The sequence below is a fragment of the Corynebacterium sp. p3-SID1761 genome (assembly GCF_055862885.1).
Genome location: NZ_JBSQBJ010000015.1, coordinates 1 through 17547, shown reverse-complemented (window position 1 = coordinate 17547; position 17547 = coordinate 1). Strand labels below are relative to the sequence as shown.

Annotated in this window: 12 protein-coding genes; 8 read left to right on the top strand and 4 right to left on the bottom strand. The window is 59.2% G+C overall.

Annotated elements, in window-relative coordinates; all coding sequences use genetic code 11:
- The first annotated feature begins 1 nt into the window (after position 1).
- Positions 2–382, top strand: a complete 381-nt coding sequence (locus tag ACWXWJ_RS07905) for an RNA-binding S4 domain-containing protein (protein ID WP_293791678.1) — start codon at positions 2–4, stop codon at positions 380–382.
- Between the two features lie 78 nt (positions 383–460).
- Complete coding sequence (locus ACWXWJ_RS07900) at positions 461–1273, top strand: VOC family protein (protein WP_448307960.1); 813 nt, start codon at positions 461–463, stop codon at positions 1271–1273.
- Positions 1274–1277: 4 nt separating this feature from the next.
- On the opposite strand, the gene ACWXWJ_RS07895 is transcribed toward ACWXWJ_RS07900, so the two are convergent.
- Complete coding sequence (locus ACWXWJ_RS07895) at positions 1278–3398, bottom strand: M13 family metallopeptidase (protein ID WP_473964067.1); 2121 nt, start codon at positions 3396–3398, stop codon at positions 1278–1280.
- Positions 3399–3617: 219 nt separating this feature from the next.
- Here ACWXWJ_RS07895 and ACWXWJ_RS07890 point away from each other — a divergent pair, with 219 nt between their 5' ends.
- The 3 genes from ACWXWJ_RS07890 (at position 3618) to ACWXWJ_RS07880 (ending at position 6936) form a co-directional block, all read left to right on the top strand.
- Entirely contained in the window at positions 3618–4430 is an 813-nt protein-coding gene (locus tag ACWXWJ_RS07890; protein WP_473964066.1) for a hypothetical protein, read from the top strand.
- Positions 4423–5391, top strand: coding sequence for a PrsW family intramembrane metalloprotease (locus tag ACWXWJ_RS07885; RefSeq protein WP_448307962.1), 969 nt, complete (start codon positions 4423–4425; stop codon positions 5389–5391). The genes ACWXWJ_RS07890 and ACWXWJ_RS07885 overlap by 8 nt, the downstream gene beginning before the upstream one ends.
- A 123-nt stretch (positions 5392–5514) precedes the next feature.
- Positions 5515–6936: a glycoside hydrolase family 25 protein gene (locus tag ACWXWJ_RS07880; RefSeq protein WP_473964065.1), complete on the top strand. Its 1422-nt coding sequence runs from the start codon at positions 5515–5517 to the stop codon at positions 6934–6936.
- Between the two features lie 292 nt (positions 6937–7228).
- Here ACWXWJ_RS07880 and ACWXWJ_RS07875 read toward each other — a convergent pair whose 3' ends face one another.
- The 3 genes from ACWXWJ_RS07875 to ACWXWJ_RS07865 form a co-directional block, all read right to left on the bottom strand.
- Positions 7229–10696, bottom strand: a complete 3468-nt coding sequence (locus ACWXWJ_RS07875; protein WP_473964064.1) for an arabinosyltransferase domain-containing protein — start codon at positions 10694–10696, stop codon at positions 7229–7231.
- Positions 10697–10854: 158 nt separating this feature from the next.
- Positions 10855–12954 (bottom strand): galactan 5-O-arabinofuranosyltransferase, encoded by a 2100-nt coding sequence (locus ACWXWJ_RS07870; RefSeq protein WP_473964063.1) that lies wholly within the window; start codon positions 12952–12954, stop codon positions 10855–10857.
- Positions 12955–13002: 48 nt separating this feature from the next.
- Entirely contained in the window at positions 13003–14361 is a 1359-nt protein-coding gene (locus ACWXWJ_RS07865) for an NYN domain-containing protein (protein WP_473964062.1), read from the bottom strand.
- A 166-nt stretch (positions 14362–14527) separates the two neighbouring features.
- Between ACWXWJ_RS07865 and ACWXWJ_RS07860 the strand changes: the two genes are divergently transcribed.
- The 3 genes from ACWXWJ_RS07860 to ACWXWJ_RS07850 all read left to right on the top strand — a co-directional run bounded on the left by ACWXWJ_RS07860 (position 14528) and on the right by ACWXWJ_RS07850 (position 17252).
- Positions 14528–14902, top strand: a complete 375-nt coding sequence (locus ACWXWJ_RS07860; RefSeq protein ID WP_293791666.1) for a GntR family transcriptional regulator — start codon at positions 14528–14530, stop codon at positions 14900–14902.
- Positions 14899–15849, top strand: a complete 951-nt coding sequence (locus tag ACWXWJ_RS07855; RefSeq protein ID WP_473964061.1) for an ATP-binding cassette domain-containing protein — start codon at positions 14899–14901, stop codon at positions 15847–15849. The genes ACWXWJ_RS07860 and ACWXWJ_RS07855 overlap by 4 nt, the downstream gene beginning before the upstream one ends.
- A 107-nt stretch (positions 15850–15956) precedes the next feature.
- Complete coding sequence (locus tag ACWXWJ_RS07850; RefSeq protein WP_473964060.1) at positions 15957–17252, top strand: ABC transporter permease; 1296 nt, start codon at positions 15957–15959, stop codon at positions 17250–17252.
- Positions 17253–17547 lie beyond the last annotated feature (295 nt).

Below are 17547 nucleotides of genomic sequence, written 5' to 3'. Positions count from 1 at the left end.
CATGGAGTTTCCTTTGGTCAGCATTCGTGATTCCGAGATCAAGTTGGGGCAGTTCATCAAGCTAGCCAACCTGGTGGAGACCGGCGGGGAGGCCAAGGAGGCCATCGCCGCAGGCGCTGTACAGGTTAATGGCGAGGTCGACACTCGCCGAGGCAAGGCGCTGCATCCGGGCGACGAGGTGACCCTGGTCGACGGAGAAACCGGAGAAGTGCTGGCAGGGGCGGTCGTTGCCAGTGCAGCCAGCGCTGATTCACCTTTGAGCGGCGAGAATGACGATGATCTCGGCGAGTTCTTCGACGAAGACACCGCGGACGATGACTTCGACCCGGAGAAGTGGCGCAATGTCCGCCTGGAGGATGTCCGGGAGGACAACGCGATCTAGGGCTTAAGAGCCTGAGGCGCCGGAGGACGAATCGGCGTCAATAAAGAGACACCAGAAGAAGAAAGCAGTGGAGGAACAATGCCTGCGATGATTGCCCAGCCCGGAATGCCCCTGTGGCTGGATTTGGCCAGCACCGACGCAGCTGCGGCGCGGAAATTTTATGGCGAGCTGCTGGGGTGGGAGTTCGAGCACCCGACCGAGGGCTACTCCGTGGCAAAGAAGCAGGGCATGCCGGTGGCTGGCATCGCGCAGATCCCGGAGGGTAATCAGTCTCTATGGGGGATGTTGCTGTACACCCCGGACGTCCAGCAGGCTCATGACAAGGCTGTAGAGGCCGGCGCCAAATCCGTGCTGGAGCCAAAAGATCTGGGCGAGCGCGGAGAGATGGCCATTCTGATTGACCCGTCGGGGGCGACCGTGGGGCTGCGTAATCCCGCCGACGAACATGCGCTGATCGCTGCCGGCGAGCCCGGAACCCCGGTGTGGTTTGAGCTGATGGTGGCGCAGAACTGGGATCCGACGTTGGAGTTCTATCACGAACTCGCGGGGTGGGATGTGAAGGTTACTGGTTCCGACGCCGACTTCCGCTACGCCACCGGTGAATTCGATGGCGCCGCCGTAGCCGGTTTGTGGGATACCTCCGCGCTGGACGTGCCCGGCATGTGGACCGTGTATCTGGGTGTGGCCGAGGTGGACGAGGCGGTCGCTCGCACGCCTGAGTTGGGTGGAAAGGTGATCCGTGAACCCTGGGAGTCCGAGTTTGGCCGCATGGCCACCATCGAGGACGCGACCGGTGCGCTGGTGAACCTCTGCGAGATCGAGGAGTTCGTCCCGGACGAGGATGCGCACGAGCCGGATCTGCTGGCCCCGGAGAACTTCCAGGCGTTCTAAAGCGCTACCAAATGCAGACGCGCTCGTCCTCGGCAAGCCACATGCTATCGCCTTCGCGCACATCGAAGGCTTCGTAGAACTCCGCAATATTGCTGGAGACCACGTTGCACCGGAACTCCGCGGGGGAATGCGGATCAATGGAGGCGTACTGCGCCGCCATCTGCGGGCGGATAGCGGTCTGCCAGATCCGGGCCCAGCGCAGGAACACTCGCTGCAGAGCGGAGTATTCGGTGGTATCCGGGTTGCCTTCAGCATCAACCAGTCCGTCGACCGGCAGCTTTTCTGCTGTCTCGAACGTCTGGCCTTGGTCAGCGAGATAGCGCCGCAGGGCAACGATGGCGATGCCCAGTCCGCCCAGGTCGCCAATGTTTTCGCCGAGGGTAAAGCTGCCGTTGACCTTGTGCTCGGTAATGCCACGCTGGCGCAGACCAGTCGGAACCAGGCCGTCGTACTGCGCGACCAGCTTGTCGGTCAGAGCGGTGAAGGCCTCCCGATCCTCCTCGGTCCACCAGGAGTTTAGATTGCCGTCGCCGTCGTACTTGGAACCCTGGTCGTCGAAACCGTGTCCGATCTCATGGCCGATCACCGCACCGATGGCGCCGAAGTTACCGGCCATATCCGCCGCCGGGTCGAAGAATGGCGGGCGCAGGATCGCTGCGGGGAAGGTGATGTCGTTTTTCACCGGGTTGTAGAAGGCGTTAACCGTCTGTGGGGTGGCGAACCAGGTTTCGTTATCACTGGGCTTGCCCAGCTTCTCTACCTCGTAGTTGTGGTTAAAGCGGCTGGCCGCCCAAACATTTGCCAACAGGTCCGCACCGGTCGAGCCGAACTCCAGGCCACTGAAGTCTCGCCATTTGTCTGGGTAGCCGATCTTCGCCTGGAACTTGTCCAGCTTCGCCAAAGCCTTCTCGCGGGTGGCGGGGGTCATCCACGCCAGTTCGCTAATGCGCTCGCGGTAGGCGGCGATCAGGTAATCCACCAGCTCTAGCATCTTCTGCTTGTGCTCAGGTGGGAAGTGCTGGGCGACGAACTTCTTGCCGACCTCTTCGCCCACGGCGCCTTCGACCAGTCCGACGCCACGCTTCCACCGCGCCCGCTGCTCCGTAGCCCCGGAGAGCGTGCGACCGTAAAACTCCCAGTTCCGCAGGTTCACTTCCGTCGGCAGGTAGGCCGCGTTGCTGAGGATGACTCGCCAATATGCCCAGAGCTTCCACTCGTCGAGGCCACTGACCTCTGGTTTATCGCCCTCGCCGGTGGCCATCGCAGCCACGTGCTCCAGGTAGCTTGGCTGGCACACGACGATGGTTGAGCCGCCCGGGCTCTGCGGATCCACGCCCGTGGCCGCAAGCCACTCGCGGAAGGGGAATCCCGTCGGCAGGTCGTCCACCTTGGTCGGGTTGTAGGTTTTCTCGGCATCGCGGCTGGTCACGTTATCCCAGTGTCCGCGTGCGAGCTCGGTTTCGAAGGCACAGATGGCATCGGCTGCTGCGGTAACACCGGCGTCGGCGTATCTGCCCGGCAGTTCTAGTTCGCTGACCAGCTGCAACATGTCTTCGACGAACTCCCGGTATGCCTCGCGGGTAGCTGCGTGCTGCTCTTCGCGGTAGTAGGCCTCGTCCGGTAGACCCAAGCCCGTTTGCACCAGGTAGGCACGCTCAACGTCCTGGCTGGAATCCTTTTCGATCCAATATCCGACAACACCTCCGGTGCCTTCCACGTCAAGCCTGCCAAGTACCTCGGCGAGGTCGCGCACTGAAGTGGCGTCACTAATTAGACCCAAAGGCTTGCGCAGGCCATTAAGTCCGGCGGCGGCAATGCCTTGAACGTCCATAAAAGAGGAATACAGTGCGCCTACCCGACCGTTCGGCTCATTGCTAGCTGCGGTCTCGACGATCTGGCGAACCTCTTGCTCAGCGCGGTCTCGCAGTTGGTGGAAGGTGCCATCCACGGGACGATCGCTGGGGATCTTGTGAGTACTGAGCCATGCGCCGTTGACATGGCGGTACAGATCCTGAGCAGGGGAAGGCTGGGTGGCAGTGCCCGCCTGGCCTTGCTCCGGCGCCTCGGAGATATCGTCCGGAATCGCTGCGGACGGGGTGTTGTCTTGCGCGTTGTTTTCTGTCATGCCCACCACCTTAGACATCGCCAGGCACCGCTGTGGACGCCGGTACGGACGGCGGTGTCGTGCGTAGTAGTTAGGCTATTGCGTATGTTCCATCATTCAGCACCCCAGGGGCGGCCACCTGGTCCACCGCCCGGACCTCCACTAGGCTCGCCGCATCGTCCAATGCCACAGCCAATGCCGGCGGTGCCGGCGATGCAGCCGATGCCAACCAGACAGCCTGTGCAACCCCCACCCACGGTGTACCGTCCTGCGCCGACTAATCCGAAACGTCGCGGAGCCTATTCCGCGTACCTTTTGGCGGCGCTGTTTTTGCTGGTCGGTAGCGCTTTTATTGCCGACGCCACCCTGGAAGATGAGCCGCAGGGTCTAACAGTCGCGGACGGGATGGCGGACTCGGTGCTTACTTATTCAGAGTGGCCGCTGCGGTTTTCGACGCTCGAAGAGTGCCATGATTCCGCTGGCCTGGGGCGCCCTGGAGTAATGGAGCTGGATTGTGATGGGGAAGACTATGGCGTGACTGGGTTTTCGGGAGTGGACGTGAAGGGGGACGCCGAGAACGTTGAGCACGCGATCAACCGTGCTGTTCGCGCCATTATTTTCCAGGACGGCGTGGAATTGAAGTCGACTGATGTGATGAACAAGCTTTCCGCGGAGGATCGAGCCACCTTAGAAAAGGCGGAGGTCAAACAGCTGCGCGTGACTCAGAGCTATTCGCGGGGAGACCAGAAATACGTGGGAGTTGCGTTTGTGCGCGATCCCGACGCAGCCAAGAAGACAAAAGACGGAGAAGGAAAAGAGGACAGAGAAGGGGCAGCTGACACGGAGCCTGGAAACGAGCTGGAGCATAGCCTGCAGCCCGATGGCAAGGTGCCGATGGTGGTGGTGCAGGTGCCGGTGAAGTCGGCGTCACTACAAGAACAGATGGAAGAAATCGGCGAGCTTGTGCGTGGTGTCCGCCTTGGTGGGGAGAGGGATAGCGACAGTGCAAAGAGCAACCATGGGGAAGAAAGCACGGGTGAAATAGATGTTTAAGGCTCGAAATTACCGTGTCTTCGAGGTGCCGCTGGAGTTTCACCTCAAACATGCGCCACATCAACGTCCAAAGCTGGGATTGTTTCGCGACGCCTGGATGGTCTTGTACTGGCTGATTCTGATTCCATGCTTGGGGATCTCACTGTTCCTGCTGATTGGAAATAATCCTTCTAGGGTGAGCCCCACGCTGGGTGTGGTGTTTGTGATGGGCATGGTGCATCTGGCGTTGGCGCTGTTGTGTGTTTGGGCGCTGCCTATATTTAAAGGCACGCCGAAGCGATTAACTGTACTGGCGCTGCTGTGGGGCGGAGCGGCTTCGGTTGTGCTGGCGGCAGCGGTGATCCAGCCGCCCGTGGTTAATACCGTGGACAAGCTGGGGTGGCATTCCGTGACCGCTAGCTTCGCAGGTGCCTACCCGGAGGAGATTGCGAAGGGGCTGGGCATTTGGCTGTTGCTGTGGATGGGGCGCACCTGGTGGAACCGGCCATGGCATGGCATCGTCGCTGGACTACTGGTCGGTTTGGGCTTTGAAGTGTTTGAGAACATGATGTACGCCATGATGTTGGCTGTGATGAATCCTGTCTCTGACCAGCAGGGTGCGATATCAATGTATTTACTGCGGCTGGTAGCGGGCCCTGCAAAGCACATGATGTTCAGCGCGTTGGTCGGGTACGGGATTGGCCTGGCAATGTACGTCGGCGCAAAGGCGGGAAAGCAGCGTTCCGCATTGTGGCGGCTGGGGGCGATTGTGCTGTGGGGTGGCCTAGGATTCTTGACGCACTTCGCGTGGAATGTTCGCTGGATGGATGAATCCGCGGGGTTCCAGTTGGTGTGGATGGCGCTGGTGTGGGTGCTTCTCGCTGCGTTGGTGGTGTGGCTCATCGTGTGGACCAGCAGGGAGTATAACCAGTGGAAGAAGCGGGGTGTTTGCCCAGCTGTGACGATATACCAGCGAGTGTGATTAAAATCACATATGGGTTTGATCAGGGGTTTTGTAGCTAAAGCTTTCGTGCGGTGAAGAGTGTTCTCCATGTTACCCGTGGGGACAGTGTGAAAGTTGTGGCTTTTGGGTATGGTGTGATTCATGATTTCACTGCCTTGGCGCCGCTCCACGCGCACGTCCGTACCTCAACGCCTCACCGCAACGGCACTCGCTGGCTCCGCTTTGACGGTGGCAGCACTCGTCGCCACCGATGTCGTTCCCGTCCCGTCATGGGCTCTGAACGGCATTGATGTCGCTTCTCACCAGCACCCCGGTGGTGCAGCTATCGACTGGACCGCTGTGAAGCAGTCCGGCCAGTCCTTCGTCTTTGTGAAGGCCACCGAAGGCACGGGATACACCAACCCGGCCTTCACCACAGACTCCGCGAAGGCACAGCAGGCCGGCCTCGTGCCGGGAAGCTACCACTACGCCCGTCCGGGTAACCGTGACCCGCGTGGTGAGGCCCGCCACTACGCTGCCGTGCTGGCAACTGGCGTGCAGCCTTCCCTGCCGCCAGTACTGGACCTGGAAGAAAATGGTGGTCTGAACCCGACTGAGCTGCAGAACTGGGTTCGTGAATGGATCGACGAGATCAAGACCCTGACCGGCCGCGATCCGATCATCTACACCTACTACAGCTTCTGGATCCAGCGGATGGCGAACACCACTGAGTTCTCTGAGTACCCGTTGTGGCTGGCTTACTACCGTGATTCCCTGCCCGAAAACATCCCAGGCGGTTGGGATCACGTGACCTTCTGGCAGTACTCCGGCTCCGGCAACGTTAACGGTGTACAGACCCAGGTGGATCTAAATAAGTACTACGGCGATGACGCCGCCTTGAATGCTTTGGCCTCTGGTATGCCCGCAGATTCCGCTGCAGGCCAGGCCTCCCAGGCTATGGATGCTCTGCGCCCTGCCGTGGATGGCGAGGCAGCAGTTGCTAACCAGATTGAGCACGCAACTGGTGTGAACGTCCCGCTGGCCTCGGACTTTATGATGCAGCTGCTGGGCGTTATCGGCGGTCGTGTACCGGCGGAGACGCTACTGACCCAGGGTGCAGCACAGATCCAAGGCATGGATCCCGCGCAGGTAGCCGGTTCCGCCGGTGGCCAGGGCCAGGGCGCACAAGTATCCGGCTCGATGAAGACCGCCCAGGAAGTACTGACTGCCTACACCGCACTGTCCGGTGCCCTGAAGGAGTTCAATACTGGTGGCAAGAAGCTGCCGGTTGACGCAATCCTGAAGCTGGTTCAGGGCGTAGCGCCGGGTGCGGGCGCCCAGGGTGGCACCGTGAATATCGGTCAGGTTCTGGATCTTCTGCAGAAGTTCGGTGGCATTTCTGACTGGAACGCCAAGCTGGAGAACGGCGAGGTTGCCCCTGATGCAAACGCCTTTGCCGATCTTGCTGACGCCGCTAAGTCCGCGCAGCTCGACGGACCCGTTCCGGCTGAGGCAGCTGCAGCTCCGGCTGCACCTGCAGCAGCGGTTCCGCCCGCTGCGCCAGCTCCGGCAACAGCTAACTAGGAGACTAAATAGGAGAGTCGTAGAGCTCCCACGCTGTTAGCATCGAAAAGCGCCGCCCTCGCTCAGGGCGGCGCTTTTCTTATGCGCACTTCCTTGTGTCTGCGTGCGTTCGGTGCCAGGTGCGTGGCTGTGCGCGTAAGTGCTGGGTGGCGGTGCTGTCTGCGCCCAGTACTGCGCTCAGCCCGCTCGGGGTTCTTGGCTACCTCAGTACTGCGCTCAGCCCGCTCGGAGTTCTTGGCTACTTCAGTACTGCAAACCCCCCGGGCTCGGGAGCCCGTCCCCCCACGGGACTCTAGTCCGAGAACTTCATCGGGCCGTTGTACCAGAGCCCGGAGCGCTTTTCCGTCTGGGTATCGAGCTTTACGGGCTTTGGTGCGTCACCGTTCGCGTTCGGGAACGCCGTCAGCTTATCCAGCACGCCCCAGTCGCGCTGCCAATCGTCCTGCAAGTAGGTCGGCACTTCCTCGGCCTGCGAGGTCATCTGCACCAGACCGTAGGATCCACCACCGGCGTAGTCCATCACTGGCGTGTGATTGCTGCGCACGTCGTGGTCAGGGGAAATACGGAACTTGGCTGGCTCTGCCACGCCCGCCCAGTGATCGTATGGCTTCTGGCAGGGGAATTGGAACGCAATGGTCCAGTCCAGCAGTGTCGGCGCCTCCGATCCGACATAGTCGTTCAGAGACTCCATCTCCGGCACTCGTGGCGGCGTGATGGCGATCCACTGTGCGGGCGTCAAGTTCGGATCATTGGCGACGATCCGCACAGAATCCGCATCCTGCGGCACCTGATCCATCGGGATGCGCAGGTTGCGCCACTCCGGTGCGTAGCCGGGATCCAGCGGAATGTACTCGCCGACCTTCTCGAAGTCATCGGCATTCTTGGATCCGCCGGACTTACCAAACTCGACCTTGATCTCCTGGCCGTACTTATAGATGCCATCCATGTCGAAGTGTCCGACCTGACCGGCCACGCTGAACACCAGCAGAGGCTTGCCATCGCGATCCTTCGGCAGGCTGTACCAGCTGGTTGTGGTGTTCGCTGGGACCTGCAGACCCTCGGTGTACGAGCCCACAACCGGCACCTTGTTCGGGTCGATTCCGAACGGCAGTACAGCATACGAGCCGTTCACGCCCTTGTCGGCGTGCAGGCCACCGGTGGTGCCGGAGGCATCGTTGCCGTTGTTGCTGCTGCTCTCTTCGTCCTTGGACTTCTTAGTTGCCTTATCTTGGGACGCCGAAGCCTGCGAGTCGTCGCTATCAGAGGACGTGTTGGAATCCGCAGAGTCCGAGCTCTCCTTCTTGAACTGGTCGGCCGAACCAACGGTCGACTGGGAGTCCCCGCTGGACTTGGAGTCAATCTTCGCGGGGATGTTGTTCGGCTTGAAACCGTGCCCACCACCGCTGGATAGGGAGTCCTTCAGCGACGTGCCGTCGGCGGGTTCCAGGAAAGACTCATTGGTGTTGGTCTCCACCAGAACATCGGCGGCCTGATTACAGCTCTTGCCTGCGAGGGCCATCACGTTGCCCTTGCCAACGGAATAGGCGGGCCATTGGCTGACCATTCCCTTTGCCAAGGAGGCCAGAGTAAACAACACAGTGATGGTCGTTAGAACGGCGATCGGAGCGGCCGTGAGGCCGCGGAAGCGGTTGACCTTTTTAATCTCAGCTCGTTCGATGTTCGCGACTTCGGATGCATTGGTAGCGCGCGCCTGCTTGGCGTCGACAAGAAAGCCTACGACGGCACCCCAGATGAGGACGACCACGGAAATAGCGAGCACCATGCTGCTGATGGTGATTCCGGCGATCTGTACGGGCTTGTCCCACCACGGTACGCCGTAGGAGGACAGGTACCACCAGCCGTTGGGGCCGGCGAGCGTGAAGGCGAACAGCATCAGGGTAGAACCCAAGAACAGGATCTGGTTGCGCCTCGTTTCTAGGGCGAAGCGCGATGCGGCCACCGCGGCCAATGCGGTGAGCGCTGCGCCGATACCGGCGAACACGCCGAAGTGGTGGGTCCACTTGGTAGGCGTGAACGTCATAAAGAACAGGGTGCCCAGGGTGACCAGCAGTAGACGAGTGGACGGGCTTTTCGCCGCGCCGGCGATGCGTCCGTTGCGCAGCATGGCAGCCACGACAATGCCGATGCAGAAGAACAGCATGACCATGGTGAAGCGACGCGGGAAGCTGCCGTCGACGGTCTGTTCCATGAGCGCCTCGTAGCGACGGAACTCGTCGTACCAGTGCATAGATGGACCGATTTCGCCGCGAAGCTTGATGGCTTCGGTGACAGTGCGAAGAGTCTGGTCAGCGAAAACGGCTGTGAGGATGGCAGTGCCCGCGGCCAAGAAAGGTGCGACCTGCGCCAGAATGGCCACGAAAACCGTCTTCTTGGGGGCGCCCTTTTCAGCGCCCAGCAGCGGAAGGCGGCGAGTGAGGATGCGGATCAAGGCACCCAGGGAAGCCAGCAGCGCCGATACAGCCATAAGGCCTGTCGGGCCGGCGCCCAGAGCCAAAGTGGCGATGATCGTGCCGACTGCGGCGGGCAGCAGGCGGTGCGTGGCAATGGCGCGCTCAAAGGAGACCCAGGCTAGCAAGGACAGTACGGCGATGATTGGCTCGGGTCGCGTGCCGTTGTTGAATGTCATCCAGAACAGCAGGAAAGTGGCGGCCATGGTCCAATGGGCGACCTTGCGCTGGTTGATTTTGGTGCCAAGGCGCGGCATGACCTCGCGGGAAAGTATGAGCCACGTGACGATTCCTGCGATAAGCGAAGGCAGGCGCATCCAAATGGAGGCGCTGCTGACGTGCGTCATCAGTGCAAGTAGGTCATAGAACGGGGAGCCGAAAGGAGACTCCGGCACGCCGAACCAGCGGTAGTAGTTGGCCATGTAGCCGGATTCGCCGGATACCTTGGCCATAGTCAGCAGGTAGCCGTCGTCCGAGGTATTGGCGCCAACAAAGTACCAGGCCAGCAGGATGAACCCCACTACGCCGTCCAGCGGGCGAGGCTTCCACCAGTTGCGGTGGAACAAGCGGCGGGAGGTAGTGCGCTTATCAAGGATGTCGATGCGGTATAGGCAGTACAGCGAAATCGCGGTGGCGACGATGCCTACGAAGATGGCCAGATATTTGATGACCGAGGGGGAGGACGTAAAGCGCGAATCGACGGTGACGCGTGCCTGGAAATCAGCGCCGATTGTGTCCTGCGAGTTCTTCTCGGTGTTCTTGATGTCCGTGTAGATACCAGTCAAAGCCGGGCGGACATCGTCATTGATGGTGGAATCGAGCGGGTAGTCCAGGGATTTTTCCGCGTTGGGAACCCAGGCGTGGGTGGTCTCGTAGTCCGAGGTGATGTGCAGCTTGGCGTCATCCGGCAGCTGCTTCAGGGCATCCTTATTGATGGTTAGTGGCACGATGTTTCGCACGACGACGTCAAGGCTGTCGTCTGTGGAGCGAACGAAAAGGCCACGCAGTGTAGCTTCCGTGGACTCTGGTGGCAGGGTCGACAGGATGTTTGTCGCTCCATTGTCCAGATCTCGGATCTGCTTGATGGGCACCGTGATGTCTACGTCTTGGGGGACATAGGAGATCAGTGGCGCCTGGACAGATGTGAGTTCTTCGTCCTGAGGCCAGTTAAAAGAGGACTGCACCTGGTTTACAGGCAGGAAAGGCAAAGAAAGGAACATGAATAAGCCGATGAGGCCCGAGACGATGGACGCTAACTTTAGTTTCCCTGTTGGCTGCTGAACTTTAGACACAACAGGTAATTGTAGGACACAAAGGAGCGAACGTAGAACTCAAACGGCCTGATTTCTGGGACTTCAGTCAATTAATGTTACGAAAATGATGTTCTGTGGCGCCCCTCAGGAAGTGGTCTGCGGTTCGACGCCCACATCTCAGTGTCTGAGCGAGGCGTTTAACGCTGGCGTACGGCGATGACGAACGGCCCCACCTGGTGCAGATTCCAGCCCCGAGCAAACGCGCTTGCTTCGAATTCGATGGGGCGGAAACGTACATTCGGCTGGTTGGGATAAAGGTCATCCGCTACCAAATAGGTGAATGTGCCATTTCCGGCCCCCTTCACCTTTGGAAGCGGGCGGTTGACCCGATCGGCATCAATTGCCTCGTTCTTAGCCTCCGCCTTGTTAGTCTCCTTTTCCTTGTTGTCAGCAAGGTCCAGCTGTCCCCGTACCAATAGTGCATCTGGCGCCTTCCAGCCATGAGCCTTTTCTGCCTCGTCCATAGCTGCCAGCAAGTCCTTGGGTTTGGTGATTTTCGCCCAGCGTTCGATCTCCTCGTTACGGCGGGCGAATTCTCCCATTGGGTTGGCGTAGTGCGCGGTAAAGGCCTGGTAACCGTGGTAGGGGTAGTAGGCCATGAAGCTCTTCTCGTCTGTGAGTAGCACCTTATCCGCCCGGCCACCGAGCTCTTCGGAAAGAACTTGATCCACCTTTTGGTAGTACACGGCGGAGTCGCCTGGGAGCTTGTCGCCGCGCTTTCCGTCCCCGTCGGTATCTGTATAGGCCGTGTCGATATAGCTTTCGTGGGCGGTAGGAATCTGCGTGGCGTAGTGAATGCCACAGATGGCCATCACGATGACCAACACGCGGCTTATCGAAACTGTGCCCCCGGCCTTCCGGAACTCTGGTGACAGCATCTGCGGCATGTACACCAGTCGCATATCCGCGATGGCAAGCACGCCGGCCACAGCAAGGATGATGCTGATGGGGACTGCCACGCGGAATCCCAGAAGCGTGGTGCCAAATACCGTCACAAGCAGTGACAACACAACCCATGCGTAGCACACGATGAGCCCGTAGGTCAGGGCGCGAACATCACCGTCTTTACGGCGGAGTACGAACCACATCAGCGCGATAAGCGAAAGAATGCCGATGGCGACGGATTCGAAGAAGGGAGTCGGCACCTGTGTAGCGACTTCCGGCAGGTAGTGCTGTGCGGTGCCCGTAGACCCATGGGGTTGGGTAAGAAGTGCCCAAAGGTATGGCGCCCATCCCAATAGCGCAATAGCCATGGAACCCATACCGATCATCACCAGTCTGATAAGTGGCTTTAGTGCGCGAGCGGTGACGGCACCGGCCACGGCCAGCACTATTACCGTCAATGCGGAAATGGCGGTGTACAGCGTGTAGAGGTTGGCCGATAGCCCGAGGTACAGGATGGATCCAACCAATGCGAAGCGACCGCCGTGTAGTGCGCGCCGGGCGATAATAAACGCCGGTGCCATGCCCATTGCCACGATCGCGGCGTAGGGTTCATCGCCACCCACGGTTAGCGTCACCGTGACAGTGACCAGTGCCAATGCGGCAGCGATCGGCAAGGACCCACAGATGCGCTGCCACACTGGCACCAACATACTGGCCGACATGGCCATAGTGATCAGTGCCCAGGGCTGCATTGCGACCCAGCCGGCGAGGCCGAACGTGCGGGCGAAAAGTCCGCCGCTAAAGAACCACAGTCCCGGATAGAACGAGGGCTGATCCAGGTATGCCATGTCCTCCCAGCCCAGGTGGTCCGTCATGCGTGTAAGGAACTGCGTACGAAACGCTTGGTCCACGCTGATGCCACCGAGATAAAGCTGCGTTGCTGCTAGCGGGATTCCCAAAGCTGCCAGTACAAGAACAGCAGGGGCGAGGTACATCACCAGCTGCAACACTATAGAGGCCCAGGGGCGTAGCTCAGGACGATCCGTGCCGCGAGATGCCTCCTTATTGGCACGCTTGCCGACCATCCACTTTGTTGGATAAGTCCACCAATAGCAGGCCAGGCCGGTTAGCACGACCACGATGACAATTGCGGCCGTCGTTAGGCCCCGCAGTACAAAACTACTTGTAAACGCAGGGAAGTTCGTCTTCGCCATGAGAAACCACCCCACGGTGGCTCCAGCGAAAGCAAGCATGCCGGTGATGGCCAAGCGTAAGAGAGTTTGGCGCGCCGACAGTGCGTCCTTGGTAAACGGTACTGTCCGGTCGGCCCGCGGAACAGAACTTGAGCTCATTGTTTCATTTTTACACACACCCCGGACAATCCCTGTTGCCCCACCGTTTTAGCGCAGCATGATTGCCCTAATGCCGGAGTGGAATCCGTCGCGCAGGCCTACGCGCTGAGCTTCGGAAAGCGTGTATTCGTGGAGCGTCTCGCAGGCGAATTGCAATAGCGGCCGATCGATTTCCGGGGGCAAGCCACCGCCAGAGAGCAGGTGGGCATTGTCGCGCTGCTCCTCGTTGGCCACGTTGTCAAACCACCACACGGCGTACTGCTGGCCGATATCCGAGGGGCTTTGTTCGCCCGCCGTTGCCCACACCTCATTCGGTAGGGGAACGTAGCGGCTACGCAGTTTGCGGTGTCGCGCCATCATGCCGGGGTTCGGGCGCGGCTTTGGCTTCGGTGCTTCGTCCGCTGTCTTTTCTGGTGACGCCACCGCCTCCGGCTTCTCCGCCTTATCAGTTGAACTGTCCCGCTCCGGTTCTGGCTCTGGGGTTCGCTCCGGCATGGAGTTCGGAGTAGGAGTCGGTGAAGGAGCAGACGTTGAGTGGGTGGCGGCGCCACGCGAAGTGGCGGCGGGGCCACTGCGCACGGGCGCCGGAATCTGTTGTGCGGGAGGTTGGTCTGTGCCTTCCTCTCCAGGTTTGTTCCCGGTCTCCTCAGTGGGGTTTTCCGCGCTGGGGGTGTCGCTGGCACCTTCCTCTTCGTTATCGTGCGTGTCATCCTTTGCGTTAGTACCGTCGCCTGTGCTGGCGCTGTCGCCGGGAACGTCTGCGGAGGTAAGCACGCAGGGGCTGGAGTCCGCTGGTGCTTCTGCATCGCCCAATGGCTTTTCTTCGGGCTGCTCTGGTTGCTCGCCGGCGGGCAGTGGGCCTTCCAAGATTTGCAGGCGCATCGTGTCCCGGAAGTCCTCGCGGGGATCCAAGATCGTCGTAGTATCGCAGGCGAATCGCAGTGCGGAGGACATGGAATCCCAGCCGAAGCCATAGAGGTGCACACGGATGCCCGCGGCGACTGCCTCTTCGACGCCGGGCAGCATGTCGGCGTCGCCAGAAACAAGCACGATATCCGAAACCTGACGCTTCATCGCAGCGATAACGAGATCCGCCACAAGCCGCGTGTCGACTGCTTTTTGTGTGCGACGGTCGCCCCATTCAATGAGCTGGCCAGCGCGCAGTTGCACGCCCGGTTCACTGCGGAGGGAACGTTGGTAGCGGTGTGGTCCGGAGTCGGGAATGCCGTCGTACCAAAACTGCCGGTGAATGGGCTGTTTCAGCTGGTCTTGGATCATCTGTCCAAGTACGGAGACGACCTCCGGAAGGTCGATTTCTAACTGGGCGCGGGCGCCTGTGTCCCAGGAGTTATAAAAGCTCGCAAGCAGGTAAGACGTGTCGACATAGACCTGTGTTCTTTCCAACATTGTTCATTGCTCTTTTCGTTTCGTTAGTAGTTTGTTCTTTCCCTCTAGCATGCCTGAAAACTTTGTTGTATGGTTAGTTACACAAGTAACCAACCGGCTAACCAAAGGTGTTATCTCTGAATGAAAGCTGGGGACTTGTTTAGACGCTCATCGAAGAAGGTGCCCCGTGGACGAATCATCAACACCGCTTTTCCAGCAGGTCGCAGACCTCATTGCGGATGCGATTGTGGATGGGTCACTTCCTGAAGGTGAACGCGCCCCCTCGACAAACGAACTCGCAGAGTTTCACAGCATCAACCCCGCCACCGCCAGAAAAGGATTGTCGCTGCTCGTCGATCAGGGCGTTTTATCTAAGCGTCGCGGTGTCGGCATGTTCGTGGAACACGGCGCTCGCGAGACAGTTCTGGCTTTGCGCAAGGAGGCCTTCGCAGCCAGCTATCTGGTTCCCCTCGTGGATGAAGCCGCCAAATTGGGCATGAATCGCACACAACTCAAAACCCTCATGGACAAAGTCGCAGAAAGTAGAGGACTGTACGAATGAACGGCGCTCAACCCACCGGCAGAACTACTGTCTCCGCTCCCGATATCGAGCTGCGAGATGTCCGCCGCAAGCTCGGTACCACCCGCGCTCTCGATGGTGCAACCTCTCACCTCGCAGGAGGCCGCGTATATGGCTTGATCGGACGGAACGGTGCAGGCAAAACCACCCTTTTGCGTGCCATCGCCGGCCAGCTAAGAATAAAAGGAGAGATCCTCATCGGCGGCCAGCCTGTCTTCGATAACCCCGCCGTGCTGAGTCGCCTCATCCTCGCTGGCCCAGATGTGCCCTGGCCTACGGAAATTAAGGTCAAGCAGTTACTCAGCGTGGCCGCTGCACGCTGGGAGACGTGGGATAAGCATTACGCCAATCAGCTCTGTGAAGACTTCGACATTGATACGCGCAAGACACTAGCCAAACTCTCGCGCGGCCAGAAATCCTTGGTTTCGATCGTCATTGGCCTGGCGGCACAGTGTCCCATCACCCTCCTTGACGAGCCTTATCTGGGCCTTGATGTGCAGAATCGCGAGCTGTTCTACAAGCACCTTCTGCAAGACGTTGAACGTAACCCGCGAACTTTCATCCTCTCTACCCACCACGTAGACGACGCAGCCCGCATCCTTGATTCCGTCGTCCTTCTCGACAAGGGACGCATCACCGGCGTAGGCACCCTCGAATCCATCACCGAGCGCATCGCGATCCTCTCTGGTTCCGCCATGGCTGTCGAAGCCACGCTCGGCGAGGTTGGGGCTGCTAGTTCCGTACTTAGTGACGCCACATCCTCCGGGCTGCGCCGCGTGGTGCTCGACACTCACAGGCTGAGGACCGACAGTGCTGACTGTATAAACAGCGTCCAGGATCTTTCCTCCCGAATCGAAGGTAGTGGCGTGCGCGTAGTCGGTGCGGATCTGGAGCAGGCTGTGTTGGCGCTCACCGGAAGGGAGTTCTGATCCCAATGCTTTCCCCGCTATCGCCTTCCCCACAATCAACGGTTGAATCCGCAAAAAAGAAAACCGCCTACCAACCCCTGCCGTGGCGGACGCATTGGAGGCTTGCCATGCGTCAGCTGCTGGCCAACGCCAGCAGTTTCGGCTTTAGCTTTGCTTTTACGATTCCCCTCATCTTCTTTGTTAGTGGTGGGGAGCAGCTCAACGCACTGCAGTTCGGTATCTACTTAATGTTCGGGCTTGCCCTGGGGCTTCAGCCGAGTACGACTGTCTGGGATAAATCGCAACTGCGGGCGTTAGGAATGGGAGAAGCGGATATCCGCCGCAATTACCTCATTCTGATGCCGGTTGTGTCCGCAATAGTCTGCTGCATGTTGGTCGCTTGCTACGTTCTGACGCGAGCGATCAACTGGCAAACCCCGTCATTCTGGATACTGCTTGCAACCGTCGTGGCCGTGAACCTGGCCTGCATCACCAGTGGCGTGGTGCGTGCGGGCGATAACAGTGAAGTGGTCGAGCGCACCACGGCCGAGGCTACCGATGAGGCCAACACTGTTGGTGAAGCCGGAGGGATAGCAAAGAGGTTTTCCGTAGTTCCCCTCGGTGCGCTTGAAGGAGTGTTGCGCGTGGAGACTAGGTGGCATCAGGAAGAAAAGAAGGTCAATAGCCCTAGCCCTAGCCCTACCGTGCTTGACTACTTCAGCACCTGGCGCATTGACAGGCACATGGTGTTGATCCACTTGGTCATGCTGGTGGCGATGACGATCGGAATGATCGGGTGGTGTGCAACGGGGTTCTCTCCGAGTGGGGCGATGTGGCTGTACCCGGGTGCGATGACCCTGCTGGTATCAGCGGCATACTTTGGGGAGACACTGAATGTAAATCTGTGCAAATGGCTAGTCTTTTCAGGTGATCGACAACGCTGGTATGCACAAGTAACACGTCGGCTGCTTGTTTGGCTGCCTAGCATTGCCCTGCTGATGCTTATTGGCGTAGCAGAGTTCCTGCTGCTTCACTTCCTATTTCCTAGCTCCAGCAACTTAGAATTGCATCTGGGTGGAGAGGAGCTGGCACTGGCCGTTCTATCTGCCATGATCGTAGCGATACTGGTCGAGTTGATAGCTATAGCGAGCTTTTGGGTCAATAATCGGTTCAGCGGGTGGCTGAAGTGGGTAATGATCGTTCTGTACTGCTTTGTCGTCTCCGGTGCGGTGAGTGGGCTAGCAATTTTTGTCGATGCCGACATAGAAGCTGCGGGGAACGGTGTCGGCCTAGTCGGAGTAATCACTGTGGCGCTGGCGGTCATACTGCTACTCATGCTGGCGGTATTGAGCCGGGGGATTAAGCGTTTCGATACGGCCAATGAGTCAATCAACGAGAACCTGGGGTTGAATGCGAAAGCTTAAAGTGACCCCTTAGGTGTGCGCGGTAAAAATAAGAAGAAAACGGTGCTGACCTGGTTGTTTGTGTTTGTGTTGGGGTGTGTGTACATTAATCCAAGTCAGCGCGACACGGCGCTGTGAGTGAGTAGCTTGCAGCAAGCCTTTGATGAGCGTGTCTGGCTAATCACTTTAGCTATAAAAACAGTCTTTGTTGTGTGCGAGTGCAACGGGTTGTTTACCGGGAATTTGCTTTTGATTCACGGTTGCTTTACACTCGTAATCCGTCGCAACGTGGCTGCCACTGTTGATGTGGTGTTGT

Coding starts and splice junctions, on each gene's coding strand:
- ACWXWJ_RS07900 (WP_448307960.1), top strand. CDS start 461: ATGCCTGCGATGATTGCCCAGCCCGGAATGCCCCTGTGGCTGGATTTG.
- ACWXWJ_RS07885 (WP_448307962.1), top strand. CDS start 4,423: ATGTTTAAGGCTCGAAATTACCGTGTCTTCGAGGTGCCGCTGGAGTTT.
- ACWXWJ_RS07865 (WP_473964062.1), bottom strand. CDS start 14,361: ATGTTGGAAAGAACACAGGTCTATGTCGACACGTCTTACCTGCTTGCG.
- ACWXWJ_RS07870 (WP_473964063.1), bottom strand. CDS start 12,954: ATGAGCTCAAGTTCTGTTCCGCGGGCCGACCGGACAGTACCGTTTACC.
- ACWXWJ_RS07905 (WP_293791678.1), top strand. CDS start 2: ATGGAGTTTCCTTTGGTCAGCATTCGTGATTCCGAGATCAAGTTGGGG.
- ACWXWJ_RS07880 (WP_473964065.1), top strand. CDS start 5,515: ATGATTTCACTGCCTTGGCGCCGCTCCACGCGCACGTCCGTACCTCAA.
- ACWXWJ_RS07850 (WP_473964060.1), top strand. CDS start 15,957: ATGCGTCAGCTGCTGGCCAACGCCAGCAGTTTCGGCTTTAGCTTTGCT.
- ACWXWJ_RS07855 (WP_473964061.1), top strand. CDS start 14,899: ATGAACGGCGCTCAACCCACCGGCAGAACTACTGTCTCCGCTCCCGAT.
- ACWXWJ_RS07895 (WP_473964067.1), bottom strand. CDS start 3,398: ATGACAGAAAACAACGCGCAAGACAACACCCCGTCCGCAGCGATTCCG.